Here is a 19,306-nt window from a genome sequence, read left to right as displayed (position 1 = left end):
CGGCCAATCTGCACTTCAGGAGTATACCCAGGGAACTCCTTCAGCTAAAGCTTAACACCGGGGCTTTGGTAACGAAAGTATCCTGTGCACAGGTTCCCCAAAAGCTCCAAGCCAATTAAAAGTGCTATCGCTGAAAGGTAGACTCAACTACACCGAAACAGAGAACCTGGACCCCTCCCACTATAGAAGTGGAAGTCTCTCGTTCGGATGACGAATATGCCTATTTCTTCGCATACGAAAAAATAGGCGTATCTATGACCGTATGGAATTGAAACAAATTCTAACTCTAAAGATCATTATCCAGTATAGAATCCGTACACAGATTTTCTTTTAAATTTCCTCACGAGAAATTAAAAATCTTTGACGTATAATCTTAAGTTAGATACGTCTAACCAGTAGTAAGGCGGTGATAAATATTTGCACGATACTGAATTAATTACCGGTATCCTTAACGGTAATGCAAAGTTATATGAAGAAATTATTGAACGTTATCAAACAGGAGTTTACAGAACTGCCTATTACTACACTCAAAATGTAGAGGATGCTCGGGATATCACACAGGAAATTTTTATCAAAGTCTATAACAAACTTGCCGGATTCAAACAAGGTTCCGCTTTTTCTACCTGGCTTTACAGAATTGCCGTCAACCATTGTCTTGATTGGTCCCGCAGGAAAAAGCCGCTCTTTGTGGAACCTGCTTGTTTAGATAGTCACTTTGATAAAAGAGTTGGTCCGGAAGAAAATCTTCTCCGTCAAGAAGTATCTGCTGAAATTCAAGACGCAATTGGAAGTTTACATGAAATCTACCGTACTGTTCTTATTCTTTACTACTTTGAAGACTTCACTCCTCAGCAGATCGCAGATATATTGGGCACTTCTAAAAGAACTATAGAAACCCGCTTGTTCCGAGGTCGAAAACTATTGAAAGAGGAACTTCAATTTATACTATCAGGAGGTGACTGTCATGACCTGTTATCTGAGCAAAGATGATTGGCACAGTTATTACAAGAAAAGTTTGAGTAAGAGCAAACTCGAAGAGATGAGCAATCACCTGGCTCTTTGTCTTGAATGCCGAAATAATCTTCTGCAAATCCAAGAAACAGCCAATGTCTTGGCAGCAGGAAGGACTGCTCTCACCCCTCCGGAAGACCTCAAGCTCAACATAATGAAAGCAATCGACAAGCACAAATATCAAATTAAGCCCTCCTCCATTGAAAAATGCGAGCAACAACCGTCGACTGCTCACAGGAACTTAGATACTTATGATGATGGCCATCCTCATAAAACGGCAAACTCTCCTCTCTTTGAGCTTAGAAATTGGGGTTTCAGCATGGTGGCTGCAGGCTTTCTCCTTTTCACTCTTAATCTATCGCCTTTAACTCATTATTTAACAAACACCCAGGTCGCCCTATTAAATAATGAGTTAAATAAGCAAATAGCACTTCCTTTGAATCGAATAAATCAACTAACCCACACTCTCATTACAAAAATCGATTCTTTAGCCCCCTAGTAATTCTGAGAACCAATTTTAAGGAGGTTTAATTATGCAATGCAAATATCATCCCAATGAAGAAGCTTTGGCTCTCTGTGAGAAATGCAAAAATCCAATCTGTTCGGAATGTACTCTTCAGATCGATGGCAGAAACATCTGTCATCACTGTATTCAAACGACGTTCTTTTCTGATTTGCCTCAAGAGTCTAAGCCATCCTTTATAGATAAGTTTCTTTTCCTCTGTACAAGTTTAGTTCCCGGTGCTGCTCATATGAAAATGGGCCTTATGCGGCGCGGTTTACAGTTAATGATTCTTGCCTTGGGCGTCATCGTCATCGCTACTTATATTGGTTTAGATCTTATTATTCCCTTGGCCCTAATCCCTACTTGGTTTTTTAGTTTCTTTGAAAGCTACAGCCTAAGAAGGAGAAAGGCAGAAGGCCAATTACTAGAGGATCGGAATCTCTTCGATCAGCAACTCTTTGATTATTCCTTGCTGTTTAAGAACCGCCGCATTCTCGGGATTATTATTTCGGTTCTTGGTTTTCTCAGCCTAATGCAAGTGATGGACAGATATTCAGTCTTCAGTGACTTGTTTAGAAGTTGGGATTTTTACTATATGATAAAGAGCAGTCTGATTCCAATTGTGCTAATCCTGACAGGTATCTACTTAATTTTCAAAGCTAAGAAAGCCCAAAAAACAATCTCTGACGTTCCTAAGGAACAGTGAACAAGTTCAGCTAAAGCTGAACATCGGGGCTTCAGTGACGAAACCGTCCTGTGGGCCGTTTCGCCAAAAGAGCCTAGCCAACAAATGCTATTTAACATGCCTTCGCGAGCAGACCTATCAAACTTAGCCTAATAATTATACTCATAGCTCAAAAGGGGAAACGCACTCGGTCGTGGGTTCCTCTTTTTTCGTTTTTCTTCAAAGTACAGCTTCAATCTTAGCTTTACTTTGAAGAAATTTATGAGATAATTATCTTAATTGTTTAAATAGTTTATTATTTTACAGGTTAATGAATGAACATTCATTCAACTATTTGGAAAGGCGTGAGTGCATGAGTTTATTACTTAATCCCCAAAACTACAAAAGCCCGCAGAAAGATTTACCCTCTCGAGAAATCATGGAGAAGACCCTTCGTTTTTTTGAAGATAAGGGGCTGGCAAGTATCAAGGAAGATGATCAGGCAAGCCGTTGGTACACCGATTTCCTCAAATTTATTAAAGAACATCAAATTTTCGCTGCTCTCTTGACTCCGGCAGGCTATGGAGCCGAAAATTCACGCTTTGATTTAAGCCGTATCTGTGAATTCAATGAGATTAGCGCCTTTTATTCCCTTTCTTATCAATATGCCTATCAAGTTACAATTCTTGGCCTCGGACCTATTTGGATGGGAAACAATGAAAAAGTCAAACATTTGACTGCTAAAAAGTTACGAGAAGGGGGAATCTTTGCCTTTGGCTTATCTGAAAAAGAACATGGTGCTGATCTCTATAGCAACGAGATGTCCTTGGCACCTGCCGGAGATGGGCAATTCACGGCCAACGGCGGAAAGTATTACATCGGCAACGCTAATGAGGCTGCGCTTGTTTCTACATTCGGACGTTATAAAGATACCAACGACTATGTATTTTTTGTTGTTGACAGCAGACACCGCAACTATAAATTAGTAAAAAAAATCTCCACCTCGGGAGTACGGGCTGCTTATGTAGGAGATTTTGAACTGATTGAATACCCGATTTCCGAGGATGATATCCTTTCCAGCGGCACTTTAGCTTGGGATTCTTCCCTTTCTTCTGTCAATATCGGCAAATTCCAATTAGGCTTTGCTTCTATCGGAATCTGTACCCATGCTTACTATGAAGCCATAAATCACGCCTCAAACAGAGTACTCTATGGCAAAAAGGTAACAGATTTTCCCCATATTCAAAAAATATTTACGGAATCCTATGCCCGCCTTATTGCCATGAAACTTTATGCTCTTAGGAGTTTGGATTATTTCCGCTCTGCCTCCGATGAAGACCGGCGCTATTTATTATTTAATCCAATTCAAAAAATGAAAGTTACTACACAAGGTATGAAAATTATCGAAATGCTTCTTGACGCCATTGCTGCCAAGGGCTTCGAACAAGATACCTATTTTGAGACAGCGATTCGCGATATTGGTATGATCCCTCGTTTAGAAGGGACCACTCATGTCAATATTGCTCTCGTAATTAAATTCATTCAAAATTACTTCTTCCAGCCTAAGGAATACCCTGTTATACCTAAACGTGACGATCCAGCGGATGATTCCTATCTTTTCCGCCAAAAAGCCGGCAAACTGGCCTCCGTCCGCTTCCCTGACTATCGTATACCCTATGCGGGCATCAAGATCCCTAATGTTTTGGTCTTCTTTGAACAAGTAGAACTTTTCCGTTCTTTCTTAGAACAAGCCAGTCCTAGTCCGGAGCAAGTGAAAAATATTGATTACATGCTCGCCTTGGGAGAAATGTTCACGCTCATCGTTTATGCCCAGTTGATCTTAGAAGATACCAAGCTTAATCCCATTTCCCCAGCTTTACTCGATGAGATTTTCAACTTTTTGGTTCGAGATTTTGCTCAATTTGCTTTGACCCAGATTTCCAATTATGCTAATTCCATCGAACAAGAAGAATTCCTGAAAGCAATGATGAAAAAACCAAGTCATAATCCTGCCACTGTTCAAACTCTTTGGGATAATGAAGTGAAGCCATTGGTTGGAGCCTATCAAAATTCCTAACTATCTCAGCCGATAATTTATTTTCAGACAAAATGGCTCCAAAGATTTGCGTCTTGGGAGCCATTTTGAACCACTATCTCACGGTACTTCTGTGCTTTCGTCTACACTTTTAGTTTCCAAGCGACATCGTTCCAACGTAATTCATTGCGAAAAGCCAAAAGATTAGTGTCCTTGTTAATTAAAAGATATTCGATGCCTGCCATTTCAGACCAATCTAACAATTGCTCAGCCGTGACATTCAATGAAAAACAAGTATGATGGGCTCCACCGGCACGAATCCATGCTTCTGCGGCATCTCTAAGATTGGGCTGAGGTTTCCAGAGAACTCTGGCAACCGGAAGTTTTGGCAGTGAATGCGGCGATTTTAAGGCATCTACTTCATTGACTATGAGACGAAAGCGTCCTCCCAAATCTATTAGTGAGGCACAAATTGCAGGACCAGCGGCACCGTCAAAGACCAATCGTGCAGGATCTGCTTTTCCTCCAATGGAAAGCGGATGAACTTCAATCCGCGGGCGATTGTCTGCTAAGGTGGGGCAAATTTCAAGCATGTGTGCTCCAAGGATCATTTCATGACCCTTTTCCAGATGATAGGTGTAATCTTCCATGAGTGAAGTCCCTTTTCCTGCGGCCATGATCTTCATGATTCGAACCAAGGCGGCTGTTTTCCAATCCCCTTCAGCACCAAAGCCATACCCGGCTGCCATGAGACGTTGTGCTGCCAGACCAGGAAGCTGTTTCATGCCATGTAAATCTTGGAAGGTCGTGGTAAATGCACTAAAACCACCTTCATTCAAGAAGGCCTTTAAAGCTAGTTCAATGCGAGCCTGCTCTCGAACAGCATCACGAAAGGAACCTTCTTCCCTTACCTCCGAGGCAATGTCATAAAGAGTCTCATATTCTTCCATCAATTGATTTACTGCCGTGTCGGAAATGTCGTCAATATATCTTACTAAATCCCCAACTCCGTACCCACTTATAGACCAACCCAATTTGATCTGAGCTTCTACTTTATCTCCTTCTGTCACAGCCACTTCGCGCATGTTATCGCCAAACCGTGCGACCTTAAGCTGGCGTCCCTCTGTATATCCAACTGCTGTGTGCATCCAAGTGCCTATTTTCCCGCATACTTCAGGGTCTTCCCAGTAGCCGACAACCACTTTCCGTGGAATCTGCAAACGTGCACCAATAAAACCATATTCCCGGTCACCATGAGCGGATTGGTTTAAATTCATAAAATCCATGTCAATCTTATCCCAAGGAAGATCACGATTAAACTGAGTATGCAGATGTAAAAGCGGTTTGTTCAACTCTGAAAGGCCTGCAATCCACATTTTCGCAGGTGAAAATGTATGCATCCACGTAATTAGGCCGGCACAAGATTCATCGACATTTGCCTCTTGACACAACTTGTGAATACCCTCTGGTGTTTTCAAAACCGACTTGAATTCGATTTGATAAGGGATGTCTGAGTCGTTATTTAAGCCCTCCGTCATCAACCTAGAATGTTCCTCCACTATCTGAAGCACTTCAGGTCCATACAAATCTTGACTTCCCGTTACAAACCAAAATACTGATTTTTTAATTCCTAACATCCTTCATCGCTCCATCTTCTTCTCATTTTTGATCTTTAATTATAGTAAATATCTGTTATATAACGAGCAGCCTCTTCAAGCATCCCCACATCTTCAAGCAGCTGTAAAACCCCATACCTTTTGCGCACGTCTTTAGCCGCAACAAGGCTTGCCCTAAAAACTTCTTGATCTATTCCTAATTGTTGTGGAGAAACTATGGCACCTGCCTTTTTTAGAGTTTCTCTTATGGAACCCGGTTCCGGTACCAATGAATCACATATTTTTATAATTTCATCCCAATTAGCCATAATTTTTTCCATATTGCTTTTTCGTTGATGTTCATTAAAGCAAAGCGACTCTTTTTTATACTGAATAACACTTGGTGCACTTCTTCCATAAACCTTCGTTAGAGTCTCCATCCATTTCTCTTCATTGAAATTTAGATATTTCCCGGATTCTAGTACCTTTTCGATATTTATAGTTCTTAAATACCTATAGGCTTCCGCAATGATTCCTACCCCAACACCCACATTATTGCCATGAAGCCATTTTGATGTGCTGCCATTATTCATCCCTATCATTTCCCAGCAGTGGGATAGATGATGTTCTTCGCCTGAAGCAGGTCTAGAAACCCCTACCATGCCTATTGCTAAACCCGAAAGAATTAATGCCTCTGTTAAACTTTCCAGAATTTCATTTTCTCGCAGGGGCAGCCTTTCAGACGCTAGCTCACACTTTTCCACTGCAGAACGCACTAATTTTTCAACTGACTCGCAAAAATACTCTTCCTTTAATACACGGGCAAGGTGCCAATCTGCAAGTGCAGTATATTTTCCTAAAATATCACCGAGACCTGCCTGGATCATATGCATTGGAGCAGCCTTCATAATATCGAGATCTGCTACTATTGCTAAGGGGTAAACAGCCTCGAAGGTTGTTTTAACTCCGTCAACAATAAGCGGAGAAACCACTGAAGCATAACCATCCATAGAAGGTGCAGTACCAACGATTACATAGGGTATGTGTAGTTTGTAACTTAAAAACCGAGCCAAGTCATTGATTGTTCCGGAACCAATACCAAGGATCAGGGTGGTATCCTCAGGAATCTCTACAAGAAGTCTTCCAAGGGACATTTCGTTGGGAACTAAATGCTCTTCCCTGAATATATATTGACTAATTTGAAAATCTTCTTCTAACAATTGTTTGACCTTTTTCCCAGCAACTTCAAACGTGTTCTGATCTTCGATCAAAAATATTCTCGTATTTTTAAAGGCCGTTAGCAGACTTGGCAATTGATTTATTACTCCATTGCCAAGCTTAATAGTCTGGATATCAACCCTATGAAAAATACCACAAGAACACTTATAATTTAGTCCCGCCATATTCTCTAAGTCCAGATTTAACAACTCTCAACTCCATCTCCATTCATTGGCCTGACAATATTATTAAAATATAACTATTGTCCATAATATGCATTTGCGCCATGCTTTCTTAGGAAATGCTTATCCAGCAAAATCTGATCAATGGGATTAATTCCTGGTGTAAGAGAGCAGGCAGTATAAGCCATCATGGCTACTTCTTCAAGCACCACAGAATTATGCACTGCCTCTTGCGCATTTTTTCCCCAAGTAAAAGGCCCGTGATTATTCACAAGTACCCCCGGCACAAACATTGGATTGCCGCGCAAAAAGGTTTCTACTATGACTTCTCCGGTTTGCTTTTCGTAGTTTTCCTGTATTTCATGAGGTGTTAACTTTCTGGTACAAGGTATTTCTCCATAGAAATAATCCGCATGAGTGGTTCCCAGGGCCGGAATTCCTTTACCCGCTTGTGCCCAGCCCGTAGCCCATCTCGAATGTGTATGAACTACACCACCCACTTGATTAAAATTCCTATAAATGACAAGATGAGTCGGCGTATCTGATGAAGGCTTTAACTTACCTTCTACTTGATTTCCCTCAAGATCGACGACAACAAGATCTTCAACGTTAAGTTCTTCGTAAGGAACGCCACTGGGCTTAATCACAATAAGATTACTCTGACGGTCAATGCCACTGACATTTCCCCAGGTATACGTTACAAGACCTTTTTTAGGAAGTTCCAGGTTCGCCTCCAGGACGGATTTTTTTAATTCTTCTAACATAGCATTAGCTCCTTTAAGGACTGCATCTATTTTACAGCGGCTTTGATCTTCTTTAGCCTTTTCATGACGTCATTTGTGCCTCGCCCGAAGTAATCATGGAGGATATTGTATTCCGCGTAAAGTTTTTCATAGATTTCGACATTTTTCTTATTGGGTTTATAATACTCTTCTTTAACCTTACCCATGTGTTTTGCAGCCTCAACAATTGAATCATATCCGCCCTTTTCTTTCCCTGCAACCACCGCTCCGAACATGGCGGAACCAAGAGCTGGCGTTTGAGCCGAAGCCGATATTCTAATTTCTCGGTTCGTGACATCGGCATAGATCTGCATCATGAGCTTATTTTTCTCAGCAATCCCACCAGCAGCATATAATTCATGAATCGGAACCCCATTTTCCTCAAAAGTATCTATGATCTTCCGTGTTCCATACGCTGTTGCTTCGATTAATGCCCTATAAATTTCCTCCGGCTTTGTTAAAAGAGTGCACCCTAAAATCATTCCGGTGAGGTCAACATCCACGAGAACAGATCTATTGCCATTCCACCAGTCTAAGGCAATCAAGCCGCTTTCGCCTGCTTGGAGCTTTTCAGCCTTTTCCGTTAAGAGCCCATGAATATCCAAACCTCGTTCTTCCGCTTCTTCAGTCAGGCTAGCTGGCACACAATTTTCGACAAACCATTCAAAATGGTCTCCGACGCAGGATTGGCCGGCCTCATAGCCCAGTAAACCTGGAATGATTCCGTCTTCAACCACACCGCACATGCCCGGCACAACCTTTTCGTCGGTACCCAGCATGACATGACATGTTGATGTTCCCATAATCATCAACATCTTGCCTGCCTCCGTCATGCCCAAGGCGGGAACTGAGACGTGTGCATCTACATTACCGACAGCTACGGCAGTTCCAATTTTCAATCCTGTTAGTTCTGCTGCTTTGGATGTAATTTCTCCTGCTTTTGAACCAATCGAGTAGATATCCGTGCTAAGTTTCTCTTCAACGACGTTCTCAAGTTTTGGATGAAGCGACTTAAAGAAATCTCGAGAAGGGTACCCCTCTTGTTTGTGCCATATTGCTTTGTACCCTGCTGTACAACTATTGCGTTTTTCTTCTCCGGTGAGCTCAAATACTACCCAATCTGTAGCTTCCATAAACCGATCTGCCAAATCATAAATATCAGGTGCCTCGTTAACAATCTGTAATATCTTGGGCATCATCCATTCTGAAGAAATTTTCCCGCCGTAATTTTTAAGGAATCTTTCTCCTCTTTCTTCGGCTATCTTATTTAACTTATTCGCTTCCTCTTGGGCAGCATGATGTTTCCAAAGCTTCACATAAGCATGAGGATTTGATTTAAGGTTTTCATCAAAGCAAAGCGGCGTACCATCCTTGTAAGTTGGTAACATTGTGCAAGCAGTAAAGTCAATCCCCAGGCCAATGACATCTTCAGCCTTAACTCCTGATTTCTTTAAAACTTCAGGAATCGTTTCACGTAGAACCTCCAGATAATCTTGAGGATGTTGAAGCGCCCAATCTGGTTCCAACTTGGTTACACCGTCGGGTAAATACTCATCCATTACACCATGACGGTAAACTTTTACTGCCGCAGCGACCTCTTTCCCAGTTTTTACTTCAACGAGTACGGCTCTCCCAGATTGAGTTCCGTAATCCACTCCAATAGTATATTTATGATTCATTGATCTTAACATCCCCTAATAATTTTTTTAACTTATCAATTTCAAATAATGACATTATCCTAAAGCTCTTTAGGCCTGCATGATTGAAAGGGTAGATTGTCAGAACTATTATTATAATAATTTAAATTTGAGAAATAATACTTTAATCGGATAATAGCCTATTAGCAATACAATTAGAGTAACGAGAGCAATTATTCCTGGGATCATATAAACCGCACCAAATATTATGCAAAAAACTCCATCAAATAAGGTTATTCTTCTTTCCTTTGCCGTTTCAAATCGCTTCCTTGAGCTATCAAAAGAAATTTGTTGACCGGGATATTTATTGAACGCTATTCCATACAAACCAATCGCAATAATTACTAATCCGAATGCAATAGTTGAGGGTGGCATAGACTACTCCCCTTTGATCATTTTCCAAGCGAATAAACATTGTTTATAGAAATAAAAGCTGAAAGTAATATTCAGCTTTTATCCAAATATGGAAGCAATCAACTAAGCTATAAAGAGAACTGCTCTTACTTTAAGCAGTTTTCGATTTTGAATAGACATCAAATGCTACGGCAAATAACAGTACTAAGCCTTTGATGGTCTGCTGCCAGTCAATCCCAACACCTATTAGTGACATACCGTTGTTCATTACCCCCATAACAAGCCCACCAATTATTGCCCCCATAATAGTACCTATGCCGCCGGCAGTAGATGCTCCTCCAATAAAGCAGGCAGCAATAGCATCAAGTTCAAAGCCTGTACCTGCATTGGGTGTGCCTGAATTTAATCTTGCGGCAAAGACTAATCCAGAAAGAGCGGAAAGAATCCCCATGTTTACGAAGACTAGAAAAATAACTTGTCTTGTTTTTACCCCAGATAGTCTAGCCGCCTTTTCATTACCACCAAGGGCATAAATGTGTCTTCCTAAAGTCGTCTTTGTAGTAATAAATGTATAAAAGGCGATTAGCACAAGCAGTAGTATCAAAACGTTAGGTATTCCTTTATAGATAGCAAGGACATAAAAAAATAGATTTATAATTACAATAATGGCGGCCATCTTTGCAATTAAAAGACCCTGAGGCAGCACTTCAAAATTGTACTTTTTTTGTGTTCTTCTCTTTCTCATTTCATAGATCACATATAAAATTGTTAATATGAGCCCGATAACGACCGTAGTGATATGAAGACCCTTCCCATGAAAGAAATCCGGAATAAAACCGGTACTCATCTTTTGGAATGAGCTAGGAAACGGTGCAATAGAAGTACCTTGAAGGGATACATAAGTGAGACCTCTAAATATCAACATCCCCGCAAGGGTAGTAATAAATGCCGGTATCCTTACAACAGCAATCCAGAACCCTTGAAATGCTCCAATGAGAGCACCAACTACTAGGGCAATGATTATTCCCAGGGCAACTGAAACATGATGGTTTATGATCAATATTGCCGAGAGAGCACCAACTACAGCGGCTACTGAACCCACAGACAGGTCAATTTGAAAAGCAACTATGACAAGCAGCATTCCAATTGCCAATATTAGGATGTAACTGTTCTGCAATATTAAATTGGTAATATTTAAAGGTTTCAATAAAATACCGCCGGATGCAAACTGGAAGAAGATCATAATACCTACTAACGCAATAACCATACTGTATTTAGTTATATTTTCCCTAAACATTTTATATAGAGATCCCATTCTTATACCCCCTGCTCCTGCTTCATAATGATTTCCATAATTTTTTCCTGAGATGCCTCTTTTGCACTTAGTTCTCCTAATACCTTTCCTTCATTCATAATATAGATCCGGTCGGACATACCCAGTAATTCAGGAAGCTCAGAAGAAATTAGCAGGATGCCCTTTCCTTCTGTTGCTAATTGGTTGATAATCGTGTAAATTTCGTATTTTGCTCCCACATCGATACCCCGGGTGGGTTCATCCATGATTAATATATCTGGCTCTGTGAAAATCCATTTACTGAGTACTACCTTTTGTTGGTTTCCTCCGCTTAGATTGCCAGTCTGCTGTAAGATTCCGGAACACTTAATATTCAATTTTTTGCGCAAATTCTCCGAATGCACAACCTCTTCATTTTCGTTCATTATGCCGCCCTTAGATATTTTATTAAGGTTGGCTAGTGATATATTTCCTTTTATATGATCTATTAAAACTAATCCTAATTCTTTTCTGTCTTCTGTAACGTACGCCAGACCATTTTTAATAGCCTTATTTACATTGTTTAGATTTATTTCATGACCGTCTTTATATATTTGGCCACTTATCTTTTTACCATAGGATTTACCAAAGATACTCATTGCAAGTTCAGTTCTTCCCGCTCCCATAAGGCCTGCAATACCAACAACTTCCCCTTTGCGAACATTAATGTTGACATTATCACATACTTTACGACCACTGATTATGGGATGATAAACTGTCCAATTCTTCACTTCAAAGCTGATCTCACCGATTTCCGTTTCTCTTGGCGGATAACGATGAACTAAATCCCTGCCAACCATACCTTTGATGATCCTGTCGATCGTTATATTGTCATTTTTAGTGTCAAGCGTTTCGATGGTTGCCCCATCACGTAATATCGTGATTGAATCAGCGATTTTAGAAATTTCGTTCAATTTGTGGGAAATAAGAATCGACGTTATCCCTTGACTTTTAAGCTCGGCAATCAAATCGATCAAATTTTGACTATCATCTTCATTCAAAGCAGCAGTGGGTTCATCTAAAATTAATAATTTAACTTCTTTTGACAAAGCTTTAGCAATTTCAACTAATTGTTGCTTACCAACTCCTATATTGGCTATAAGAGTATTTGGAGACTCTTCAAGACCGACCTTTTTAAGTAATTGTTTTGTTTTTTTCGTTGTTTCATTCCAGTCAATAACTCCGTGTCGACTTCGTTCGTTTCCTAAAAAGATATTTTCGGCGATTGATAAAAAGGGTATTAAAGCCAACTCTTGATGAATTATTACAATTCCTAAGTGCTCACTTTGTTTTATATCTTTAAATTCGCAGAGATTGTTTTGAAACAAAATGTCTCCGGCATAACTCCCATGCGGATACACACCGCTCAAAACCTTCATGAGGGTTGATTTACCCGCACCATTTTCCCCAACTAAGGCATGAATCTCACCTTGTTTAACCTTTAAATTGACATTATTGAGTGCCTTAACACCGGGAAAGGTTTTGGTAATATTTTTCATTTCGAGAATGGTCTCTGCCATAGGATTTCAACTCCTACCATAAAAATAATTTAGTGATGGGTATAACACCTTCGATATACACCATCACTAAAAGTCACTGGTAACTACTAATGTTTCTTACGAAAATATACTTCTCTGTGAACTGGCAGATTCATGAAAGTTTATTTGAGTTTATCTGCTGTATAGTATCCGCTATCAATTAAAATCTTTTGATAATTTGTTTTATCAACAACCACCGGATCGCAAAGGAACGAAGGGACAATTTTAACTCCGTTGTTATAAGATTTCGTATCATTTACTACTGGAGTTTTGCCTTGAAGAACATCATTTGCCATTTCAGCAGCTTTCTTAGCTAAAACTCTTGTATCCTTAAATATCGAGGAGGTTTGTTCGCCGGCAATGATCGATTTAACCGAAGCCACTTCACAGTCTTGCCCTGTGATTATAGGCATTTTTTGACTTGCTGTTCCATAGCCTACACCCTTAAGAGAGGATATGATACCAATACTGATACCATCATAGGGAGATAAGACAGCGTCCACTTTAGCTGTTGTATAGTTTTTACTGAGGATGTTATCCATTCTCGCTTGTGCAGTAGCGCCGTCCCAGCGTAAGGTTCCAACTTGGGCATAAGCTGTTTGTCCGCTCCTGACAACTAATTTTCCGGAAGTTATATAAGGCTGCAAAACTGACATAGCTCCATCAAAGAAGAATTTAGCATTGTTATCATCTGGAGATCCGGCAAACAGTTCAATGTTAAATGGACCTTTTCCGTCCTTTAATCCTAAAGCTTTTTCAATGTAACCTGCTTGAAGTACACCAACTTTGAAATTATCAAACGTTGCATAGTAATCTACATAAGGACTGTTCATGATTAGTCGGTCATAGGATATAACCGGAATTTTAGCATCATGTGCTTTTTTTAATACATCCGTCAGAGCTGTGCCATCAATTGAAGCTATGACTAAGACATTGGCACCTTTAGTGATCATATTTTCAATCTGTGATATCTGATTTTGTACATCATTATCCGCGTACTGTAAATCAGTTTTATAACCTAGTGCTTGCAATGATTTAACCATGTTGTTACCATCATCAATCCATCTTTGTGATGTCTTGGTAGGCATTGCTATCCCTGCAATTTTACCGTTACTGGCTGCGGTTGAACCTGAAGTTGATGAGCTTGAAGCTGTTGAGCTTGACGCACCGCATGCTGTTGCGAAAACCATTACAAAGAAAAGCATTAATACTGACAGGACTTTTTTCATTCTTTCTCCCCCTTATATTTAACGTGTAATATATTACTAACCCTTCGCCGTATTCCCTCATTGCTTTAAATTTAGGGATAGGCAAAAGATAGTAATCGAAAGAGTTTGTCCATCCATAACTTAGTTAATTAAATTACCTAAGTTAATTATATTGCCGGATTCAGAATAGTCAAGCATTATATTTCAGACAATTTACTTAGTTTGTATTTTCAAATAATCCATCAGCTAACCCCGTAGGCGTAAATATTTTTTTCAGTACCAAGGTAAACGCCCCAATTGGGATAGCATTTCCGCCTAATTCCGAGATGACGATGGAAACTGCCTGAGCTGGCTTTTCTAAAGCCCGTCGTTCAACCGTCTTTCTTAAAGACTCCATAATAAAATCAGCGGATCCGAAAACTCCTCCGCTTAAAATTATGAGCGATGGATTTAGGCTATTAATCAGATTGGCAATACCAATTCCGAGATAACGGCCTGTGTCTTCTAATACTTCTATGGCTACTTGATCCTCTTGCTGAGCTGCTAAGTAGAGCATTTTTCCGTCAATAAGCTCCAGGTTGCCTTTAACCATATCCTCTAGAATTGAACTTTTGCCAAGACGAATGGCGTGCTGGGCTCTTAAAGCAAGCGCAGTCCCGCCTACCATGCTTTCCAGACAGCCGTAATTACCACAACTGCATTTTGGTCCATTGATATCGATGGTTGTATGCCCTATTTCACCTGCGGTGTATGAGGCTCCGCGATACAACTGATGATCCAAGATGATACCTGCTCCTACGCCCGTTCCGACCCGGAACAAGATAAAATTAGAAACGCACTTTCCCTGACCAAACCAACTTTCACCGATGGCCTGAGCCCGAATATCATTTTCCACTTCAACGGGCAAATTAAATTTACGTTCTAGGTACGCTTTGATGGCAATGTTACGCAAATTAAGATGAGGTGCAAAAATCGAAATTCCTTCTTGGGAATCAACGAGACCATGCATTCCCACGCCAATTCCTAGAACAGCCTCCATATTAGGGGTCGCTCTCTCGATAACCTTTTCGATGACGTCTGCCAGCGTTTCTAAAAACTGTTCACTCGTCGGATTCACCTCATACTTAGCTTCCAATTGGGTAACCAAATTTCCATCTAAGGTGGCCGCCACTGCTTTGACTTTCTTCGGTCCAGCATAAACGCCAACAACGCGAAAAGCGGAAGAGTTAATTCTGAGCAGAATTGGTTTTCTTCCACCCGTAGACTCACCCAGATCAGTTTCAACCACTAATTTTGCGTCAATCAATTCCCCCACAAGATTCGTAACTGTGGGGGGAGTCAGCTTTGTCAATTTTGCTATCTCAGCTCTCGAAATAAGGCCATGTTCCCTGACGACATTAAGAATTGCCGATTTATTCAGAGATTTCATGCCCTGAAAACTCCCGACTGGAATTGGTTCGCCCACGCTTTCACTCCCTTTTATGCCAATTATAAATACCCAATTTATCGGATCAGGATATCTGGACGGAGGTGAATTTTCCCATCTTTCTCTATCTTCATATACTCCCATTCTCCTGTATGCGTTAAAAACTCCGGCCCATTCTCCGTAACTAAAATAGTATCTTCTGATTTAATACCTTTAAGGGATGGGTTCCAGGCAAAAGCCTGGTGGTTCTGAACCACGCCCTCGCAATCAAAATTAGCCAGAAACTCCCGTGAAGCATACCCTGTCGGTCCGCCTTGGTGAAGGGAACGCCAGTCCTCTTCATAACCCATTTTTCTGTACACTTCAATACCTTGCCGAAAAACATCCTTGATCGGGACCCCCGGCCTAGTAGCCAGATTAAAGGCAAGATCAATCTCCAGCAATTTTCGTTTATTCTGCTGTAGTTCTTGCGAGATTGGCCCGAAATGGACAAAGCGAGTTGCATTAGCAACCAACCCCCCTTTTTCTCCGCAAAGAACAAGCATCGCATAATTCTCTAGCTTTTTCTCCGTAGGGATAGGATGACGAAATTTATAAATTCTACGATCAGTGGCCACGAGAAGTACTTGCGGTTGAATTCCCAGGCTCACAACTTTTGTGGTTAAAAGTGCTTGAATCTCAAATTCAGTCATTCCTGGTTCGATCTGTCGGCAGGTTAATTCTAGAGCCCTGGCAACATTTTGCGACAACCATCTGTAACGCTCAATTTCTTCAAGACTTAAGACATAAGTCAACTCCGCTAATTCCTTGCTCAAGTCTATTCCCGCTCTAAGAGGAATTGTTTCCGGACACACATCCGTTCCCATCTTTTTCCCTAGACATAGGTTGTCAATAACCGCTTGATGACCCTCATACCACTCCGGCGTGATCCACACTATTTCTAAATCAGAAAGTTCCTCTTCCTGTATCCTTGCAAACTCCATTTTAGTCGTAACACAGTAAACCTTGTCCTCAAAAATTAAGAGATCTGCAACTCCTAACTCTGACGTCGTAAAAATATAATTAGCTCGTCCGTTCGTTAGCCAGGAGAAACTCCGACGTTTCCGGAGAAGGACTCCGTCTAAACCTTTGTCCCTGAGCAAATTTCTAACTTTTTCGATTTTCTCTCTCGCATTCATCATTTATCAAACCCTTCCGGATGAGACTGATGCCATTTCCAGGCTGTCTCTATGATTTGTTCCAAACTATCAAATTGCGGCTAATATCTCATGTACTCCATCCCCAATTTCACCACTATAAAAAGTTGGTGTCAAGCCTGTCTTGGCCTGATATCCCCTAGTCACCTGAGCTTCGAAGTCCGCAATAGCCTCTTTATGAACAAGACTCACTGTACAACCGCCGAAACCAGCACCTGTCATTCTTGTACCAAGGCAACCCAATGTTTGACGCGACTCTTCAAAGAGTGTGTCGAGTTCCGGACCTGTCACCTCAAAGAGATCCCGTAAGGATTCGTGTGATTTTACCATATATTTACCGAAAGTCTCAATATCCCCGGCTTCTAAAGCAATCGTCGAGGCCAATACCCGAGCATTTTCATGCACCACATGATCTAAACGTTTGTATGCCTCCGGAGAAAAGCCTTTTTTAGGAACAGATTCCCATTGTTCAAGGGTAACATCCCCTAAACAAGAAACTGAAGGAAGGTACTTTAAAATAGCTTTTTCCCCTGCTTCGCATTCTTGCCGTCTTTGATTGTACTTTGATTGAGTCAAGCTCCGCGGTTTATTCGAGTTAGTAAGAACCAATTGATAATCGCCTAAATACAAGGGTACATTACGGAAAGCCAAGGAATCACATTTCAAAAGCAAGGCATGCCCAGCTTTCCCCATTCCGGAGGCAAATTGATCCATAATTCCACAATTAACCCCAACAAATTGATTTTCCGCACGCTGGGAAAGCTGAATTAATTTTAAACGTGATAAGTCCAGTGTTTCAAGTTCCTTAATTGCAATAGCAGTCACCATTTCAATGGAAGCCGAGGAAGACAGCCCGGCACCCTTGGGAATGTTGCCATCAAACAGCATATCGCACCCCGACAAGCGGAAGCCAAATTTATCAAATTCTCGAATAACTCCTTTAGGATAATTGGCCCATACCTCTTCTTGTTGGTGATCCATCCGATCCGTGTCGAATTCTACCTTCTCGTCAAAGCTCGTCGAGGTAAGACAAAACTTCCCATCCTTGCGAAGACGGACAGCCGCCCAGGTTCCATAGGATAGAGCGGCAGGCAGCACATAACCTCCTGTGAAATCCGTATGCTCCCCGATCAAATTTACCCGGCCTGGGGCAAAGAAGATTCGAATCTCTTCCGCACTGGAGTTAAAGACTTTTTTAAACTGCTCTCGAAGTATGCTCAATCTAGGCATTCATTAGACCGCCCTTCTTTTTCAGATAATCTTGAAATGCTTTGCGCAGTTGTTCTGATGTCTCTTCCACGGCCTGAGGGTTTAAAGCAGCCCAAGCACCCATTTCTGAAGAAGCATAATACTTAATTTTTCCTGCATCTCGCAGGGGTGTATAAAATTCAATATGAAAATGATAGGAATCTTCTGCAGCTTCTCCATGCACCGGACGCTGATGGATCACCATCATGTAGGGAAATAACCTATTAAACAAGGTGTCCATGGCTCCAGTCATGTTCTTAAGCATTTCAGCCAAGCTTCGTTTCTCTTGCTGAGTAAAATCAGTCAAGGCTGTCTTGTGGTTTTTACTTACAATGAACAACCCATAGGGATAATCTGTAAAAAATGGGATATAGGCTATGAAATGCTGATTTTCATAAATCACTCGCTGTTGAAAGTCTGCTTCTTCCTTATTCATATCGCAAAACAAGCACGACCCGTGCGAGTCATAATATGTTTGGCAATTTTCCAGTTCTGTTCGAATTTTGAGAGGAATCCAAGAATAGGCATATATCTGACCGTGCGGATGGGGCATTGTGACACCACACTCTTGCCCTCGATTCTCGAAAATCATAATGTACTCATGTTTTGGTTCCCGGCTCAATGCTATAAACCGTTCTGTCCACAGATCAATCAACTTCTCCAGATGATCAACTGAAAGTTGCGGAAGAGTGACGGTATGATCCGACGAGTAAAGAATGACTTCACATTTTCCATAAGCTTGTTTAGTTTTATACAAGACAGACCCAACTGAATCAGCTTCAGGCGGGTCTGTCATTAAGGCAGGAAAATCATTATCATATTTAAGAACATCATAATGATCGGGAACTTTTCCGGAACCCGGACAAAACGGACACCCATCCTTTGGCATGTTCGGGCGATTCTGTCGATGTGCAGCCACCATCGTCCAATCCCCAAGTAACGGGTTATAACGTAATTCTGTCATAATATTCCCTCCTAAAAAATGGAGATAATAAAGTTAATTAAATTAATTAACTTTATTATCTCCATCATAATATATTTGCAGCCTTTTTGGCAATGGTTTTTTATTGCTCCGTATCTTATCTGCCCAACTACTTAACCCTGTGTAATTTGGTCTGCCTTTTTGCGCTTGCTAAAGGATAAACTTTGTTTGATACTTTGTTTGATTTCAGTTTCCTTTCAGATTGGCGGCGATGATGCCCTAACAAGTAGCCAGAGACTAAGACAATCACCATAGCAATTAGTAACGTTAGATACCCCATACTCACTCACCCTTCAGATCTCTACGATTCGCCTTTATCACCTCAAGGCCTT

The 19,306-nt window shown here is 41.0% G+C and carries 16 protein-coding genes; 4 read left to right on the top strand and 12 right to left on the bottom strand.

Annotated elements, in window-relative coordinates; all coding sequences use genetic code 11:
- The first annotated feature begins 417 nt into the window (after positions 1 to 417).
- The 4 genes from DESACI_RS05110 (at position 418) to DESACI_RS05095 (ending at position 4,257) form a co-directional block, all read left to right on the top strand.
- Positions 418 to 990, top strand: coding sequence for an RNA polymerase sigma factor (locus tag DESACI_RS05110; protein ID WP_014826103.1), 573 nt, complete (start codon positions 418 to 420; stop codon positions 988 to 990).
- Complete coding sequence (locus DESACI_RS05105) at positions 965 to 1,510, top strand: anti-sigma factor (protein WP_014826102.1); 546 nt, start codon at positions 965 to 967, stop codon at positions 1,508 to 1,510. The genes DESACI_RS05110 and DESACI_RS05105 overlap by 26 nt, the downstream gene beginning before the upstream one ends.
- Before the next feature lie 34 nt (positions 1,511 to 1,544).
- On the top strand, positions 1,545 to 2,222 hold the full coding sequence (locus DESACI_RS05100) for a B-box zinc finger protein (protein ID WP_014826101.1): 678 nt from the start codon (positions 1,545 to 1,547) through the stop codon (positions 2,220 to 2,222).
- Between the two features lie 331 nt (positions 2,223 to 2,553).
- The gene (locus DESACI_RS05095; protein ID WP_014826100.1) at positions 2,554 to 4,257 is read left to right on the top strand and encodes an acyl-CoA dehydrogenase family protein; all 1,704 of its coding nucleotides are present in this window, start codon (positions 2,554 to 2,556) and stop codon (positions 4,255 to 4,257) included.
- Positions 4,258 to 4,358: 101 nt separating this feature from the next.
- Here DESACI_RS05095 and araA read toward each other — a convergent pair whose 3' ends face one another.
- From araA to galT, 12 genes are all read right to left on the bottom strand, one after another.
- Positions 4,359 to 5,852 (bottom strand): L-arabinose isomerase, encoded by a 1,494-nt coding sequence (gene araA, locus DESACI_RS05090; protein ID WP_014826099.1) that lies wholly within the window; start codon positions 5,850 to 5,852, stop codon positions 4,359 to 4,361.
- A 35-nt stretch (positions 5,853 to 5,887) separates the two neighbouring features.
- Entirely contained in the window at positions 5,888 to 7,237 is a 1,350-nt protein-coding gene (locus tag DESACI_RS05085; RefSeq protein ID WP_014826098.1) for a sn-glycerol-1-phosphate dehydrogenase, read from the bottom strand.
- A 50-nt stretch (positions 7,238 to 7,287) separates the two neighbouring features.
- Positions 7,288 to 7,974 (bottom strand): L-ribulose-5-phosphate 4-epimerase, encoded by a 687-nt coding sequence (araD, locus tag DESACI_RS05080; RefSeq protein WP_014826097.1) that lies wholly within the window; start codon positions 7,972 to 7,974, stop codon positions 7,288 to 7,290.
- A 26-nt stretch (positions 7,975 to 8,000) separates the two neighbouring features.
- Positions 8,001 to 9,671 (bottom strand): ribulokinase, encoded by a 1,671-nt coding sequence (gene araB, locus DESACI_RS05075; RefSeq protein WP_014826096.1) that lies wholly within the window; start codon positions 9,669 to 9,671, stop codon positions 8,001 to 8,003.
- Positions 9,672 to 9,782: 111 nt separating this feature from the next.
- Entirely contained in the window at positions 9,783 to 10,064 is a 282-nt protein-coding gene (locus tag DESACI_RS05070; RefSeq protein ID WP_014826095.1) for a hypothetical protein, read from the bottom strand.
- 130 nt (positions 10,065 to 10,194) lie between these two features.
- Positions 10,195 to 11,358: a multiple monosaccharide ABC transporter permease gene (mmsB, locus tag DESACI_RS05065; RefSeq protein WP_014826094.1), complete on the bottom strand. Its 1,164-nt coding sequence runs from the start codon at positions 11,356 to 11,358 to the stop codon at positions 10,195 to 10,197.
- 2 nt (positions 11,359 to 11,360) lie between these two features.
- On the bottom strand, positions 11,361 to 12,896 hold the full coding sequence (mmsA, locus tag DESACI_RS05060; RefSeq protein ID WP_014826093.1) for a multiple monosaccharide ABC transporter ATP-binding protein: 1,536 nt from the start codon (positions 12,894 to 12,896) through the stop codon (positions 11,361 to 11,363).
- 140 nt (positions 12,897 to 13,036) lie between these two features.
- Positions 13,037 to 14,143: a multiple monosaccharide ABC transporter substrate-binding protein gene (gene chvE, locus DESACI_RS05055; protein ID WP_014826092.1), complete on the bottom strand. Its 1,107-nt coding sequence runs from the start codon at positions 14,141 to 14,143 to the stop codon at positions 13,037 to 13,039.
- Between the two features lie 196 nt (positions 14,144 to 14,339).
- Entirely contained in the window at positions 14,340 to 15,587 is a 1,248-nt protein-coding gene (locus DESACI_RS05050) for an ROK family transcriptional regulator (RefSeq protein ID WP_014826091.1), read from the bottom strand.
- Between the two features lie 38 nt (positions 15,588 to 15,625).
- Entirely contained in the window at positions 15,626 to 16,729 is a 1,104-nt protein-coding gene (locus DESACI_RS05045; RefSeq protein WP_202947867.1) for a M24 family metallopeptidase, read from the bottom strand.
- Between the two features lie 66 nt (positions 16,730 to 16,795).
- Complete coding sequence (locus tag DESACI_RS05040) at positions 16,796 to 17,974, bottom strand: galactokinase (protein ID WP_014826089.1); 1,179 nt, start codon at positions 17,972 to 17,974, stop codon at positions 16,796 to 16,798.
- Positions 17,967 to 18,956: a galactose-1-phosphate uridylyltransferase gene (gene galT / locus DESACI_RS05035; RefSeq protein WP_014826088.1), complete on the bottom strand. Its 990-nt coding sequence runs from the start codon at positions 18,954 to 18,956 to the stop codon at positions 17,967 to 17,969. The genes DESACI_RS05040 and galT overlap by 8 nt, the downstream gene beginning before the upstream one ends.
- Between the last annotated feature and the right edge of the window lie 350 nt (positions 18,957 to 19,306).

Origin of the sequence: Desulfosporosinus acidiphilus SJ4 (assembly GCF_000255115.2) — a bacterium.
GTDB lineage: Bacteria > Bacillota > Desulfitobacteriia > Desulfitobacteriales > Desulfitobacteriaceae > Desulfosporosinus > Desulfosporosinus acidiphilus.
Note: the sequence above shows the minus strand (reverse complement) of the source record. Positions and strands in the feature narration are given on the sequence as shown.

Bases quoted from the DNA above. Each gene is read 5' to 3' on its own strand.
- DESACI_RS05105 (WP_014826102.1), top strand. From the start codon at position 965: ATGACCTGTTATCTGAGCAAAGATGATTGGCACAGTTATTACAAGAAA.
- DESACI_RS05100 (WP_014826101.1), top strand. From the start codon at position 1,545: ATGCAATGCAAATATCATCCCAATGAAGAAGCTTTGGCTCTCTGTGAG.
- DESACI_RS05095 (WP_014826100.1), top strand. From the start codon at position 2,554: ATGAGTTTATTACTTAATCCCCAAAACTACAAAAGCCCGCAGAAAGAT.
- araA (WP_014826099.1), bottom strand. From the start codon at position 5,852: ATGTTAGGAATTAAAAAATCAGTATTTTGGTTTGTAACGGGAAGTCAA.
- araD (WP_014826097.1), bottom strand. From the start codon at position 7,974: ATGTTAGAAGAATTAAAAAAATCCGTCCTGGAGGCGAACCTGGAACTT.
- araB (WP_014826096.1), bottom strand. From the start codon at position 9,671: ATGAATCATAAATATACTATTGGAGTGGATTACGGAACTCAATCTGGG.
- DESACI_RS05070 (WP_014826095.1), bottom strand. From the start codon at position 10,064: ATGCCACCCTCAACTATTGCATTCGGATTAGTAATTATTGCGATTGGT.
- mmsB (WP_014826094.1), bottom strand. From the start codon at position 11,358: ATGGGATCTCTATATAAAATGTTTAGGGAAAATATAACTAAATACAGT.
- mmsA (WP_014826093.1), bottom strand. From the start codon at position 12,896: ATGGCAGAGACCATTCTCGAAATGAAAAATATTACCAAAACCTTTCCC.
- chvE (WP_014826092.1), bottom strand. From the start codon at position 14,143: ATGAAAAAAGTCCTGTCAGTATTAATGCTTTTCTTTGTAATGGTTTTC.
- DESACI_RS05045 (WP_202947867.1), bottom strand. From the start codon at position 16,729: ATGATGAATGCGAGAGAGAAAATCGAAAAAGTTAGAAATTTGCTCAGG.
- DESACI_RS05040 (WP_014826089.1), bottom strand. From the start codon at position 17,974: ATGCCTAGATTGAGCATACTTCGAGAGCAGTTTAAAAAAGTCTTTAAC.
- galT (WP_014826088.1), bottom strand. From the start codon at position 18,956: ATGACAGAATTACGTTATAACCCGTTACTTGGGGATTGGACGATGGTG.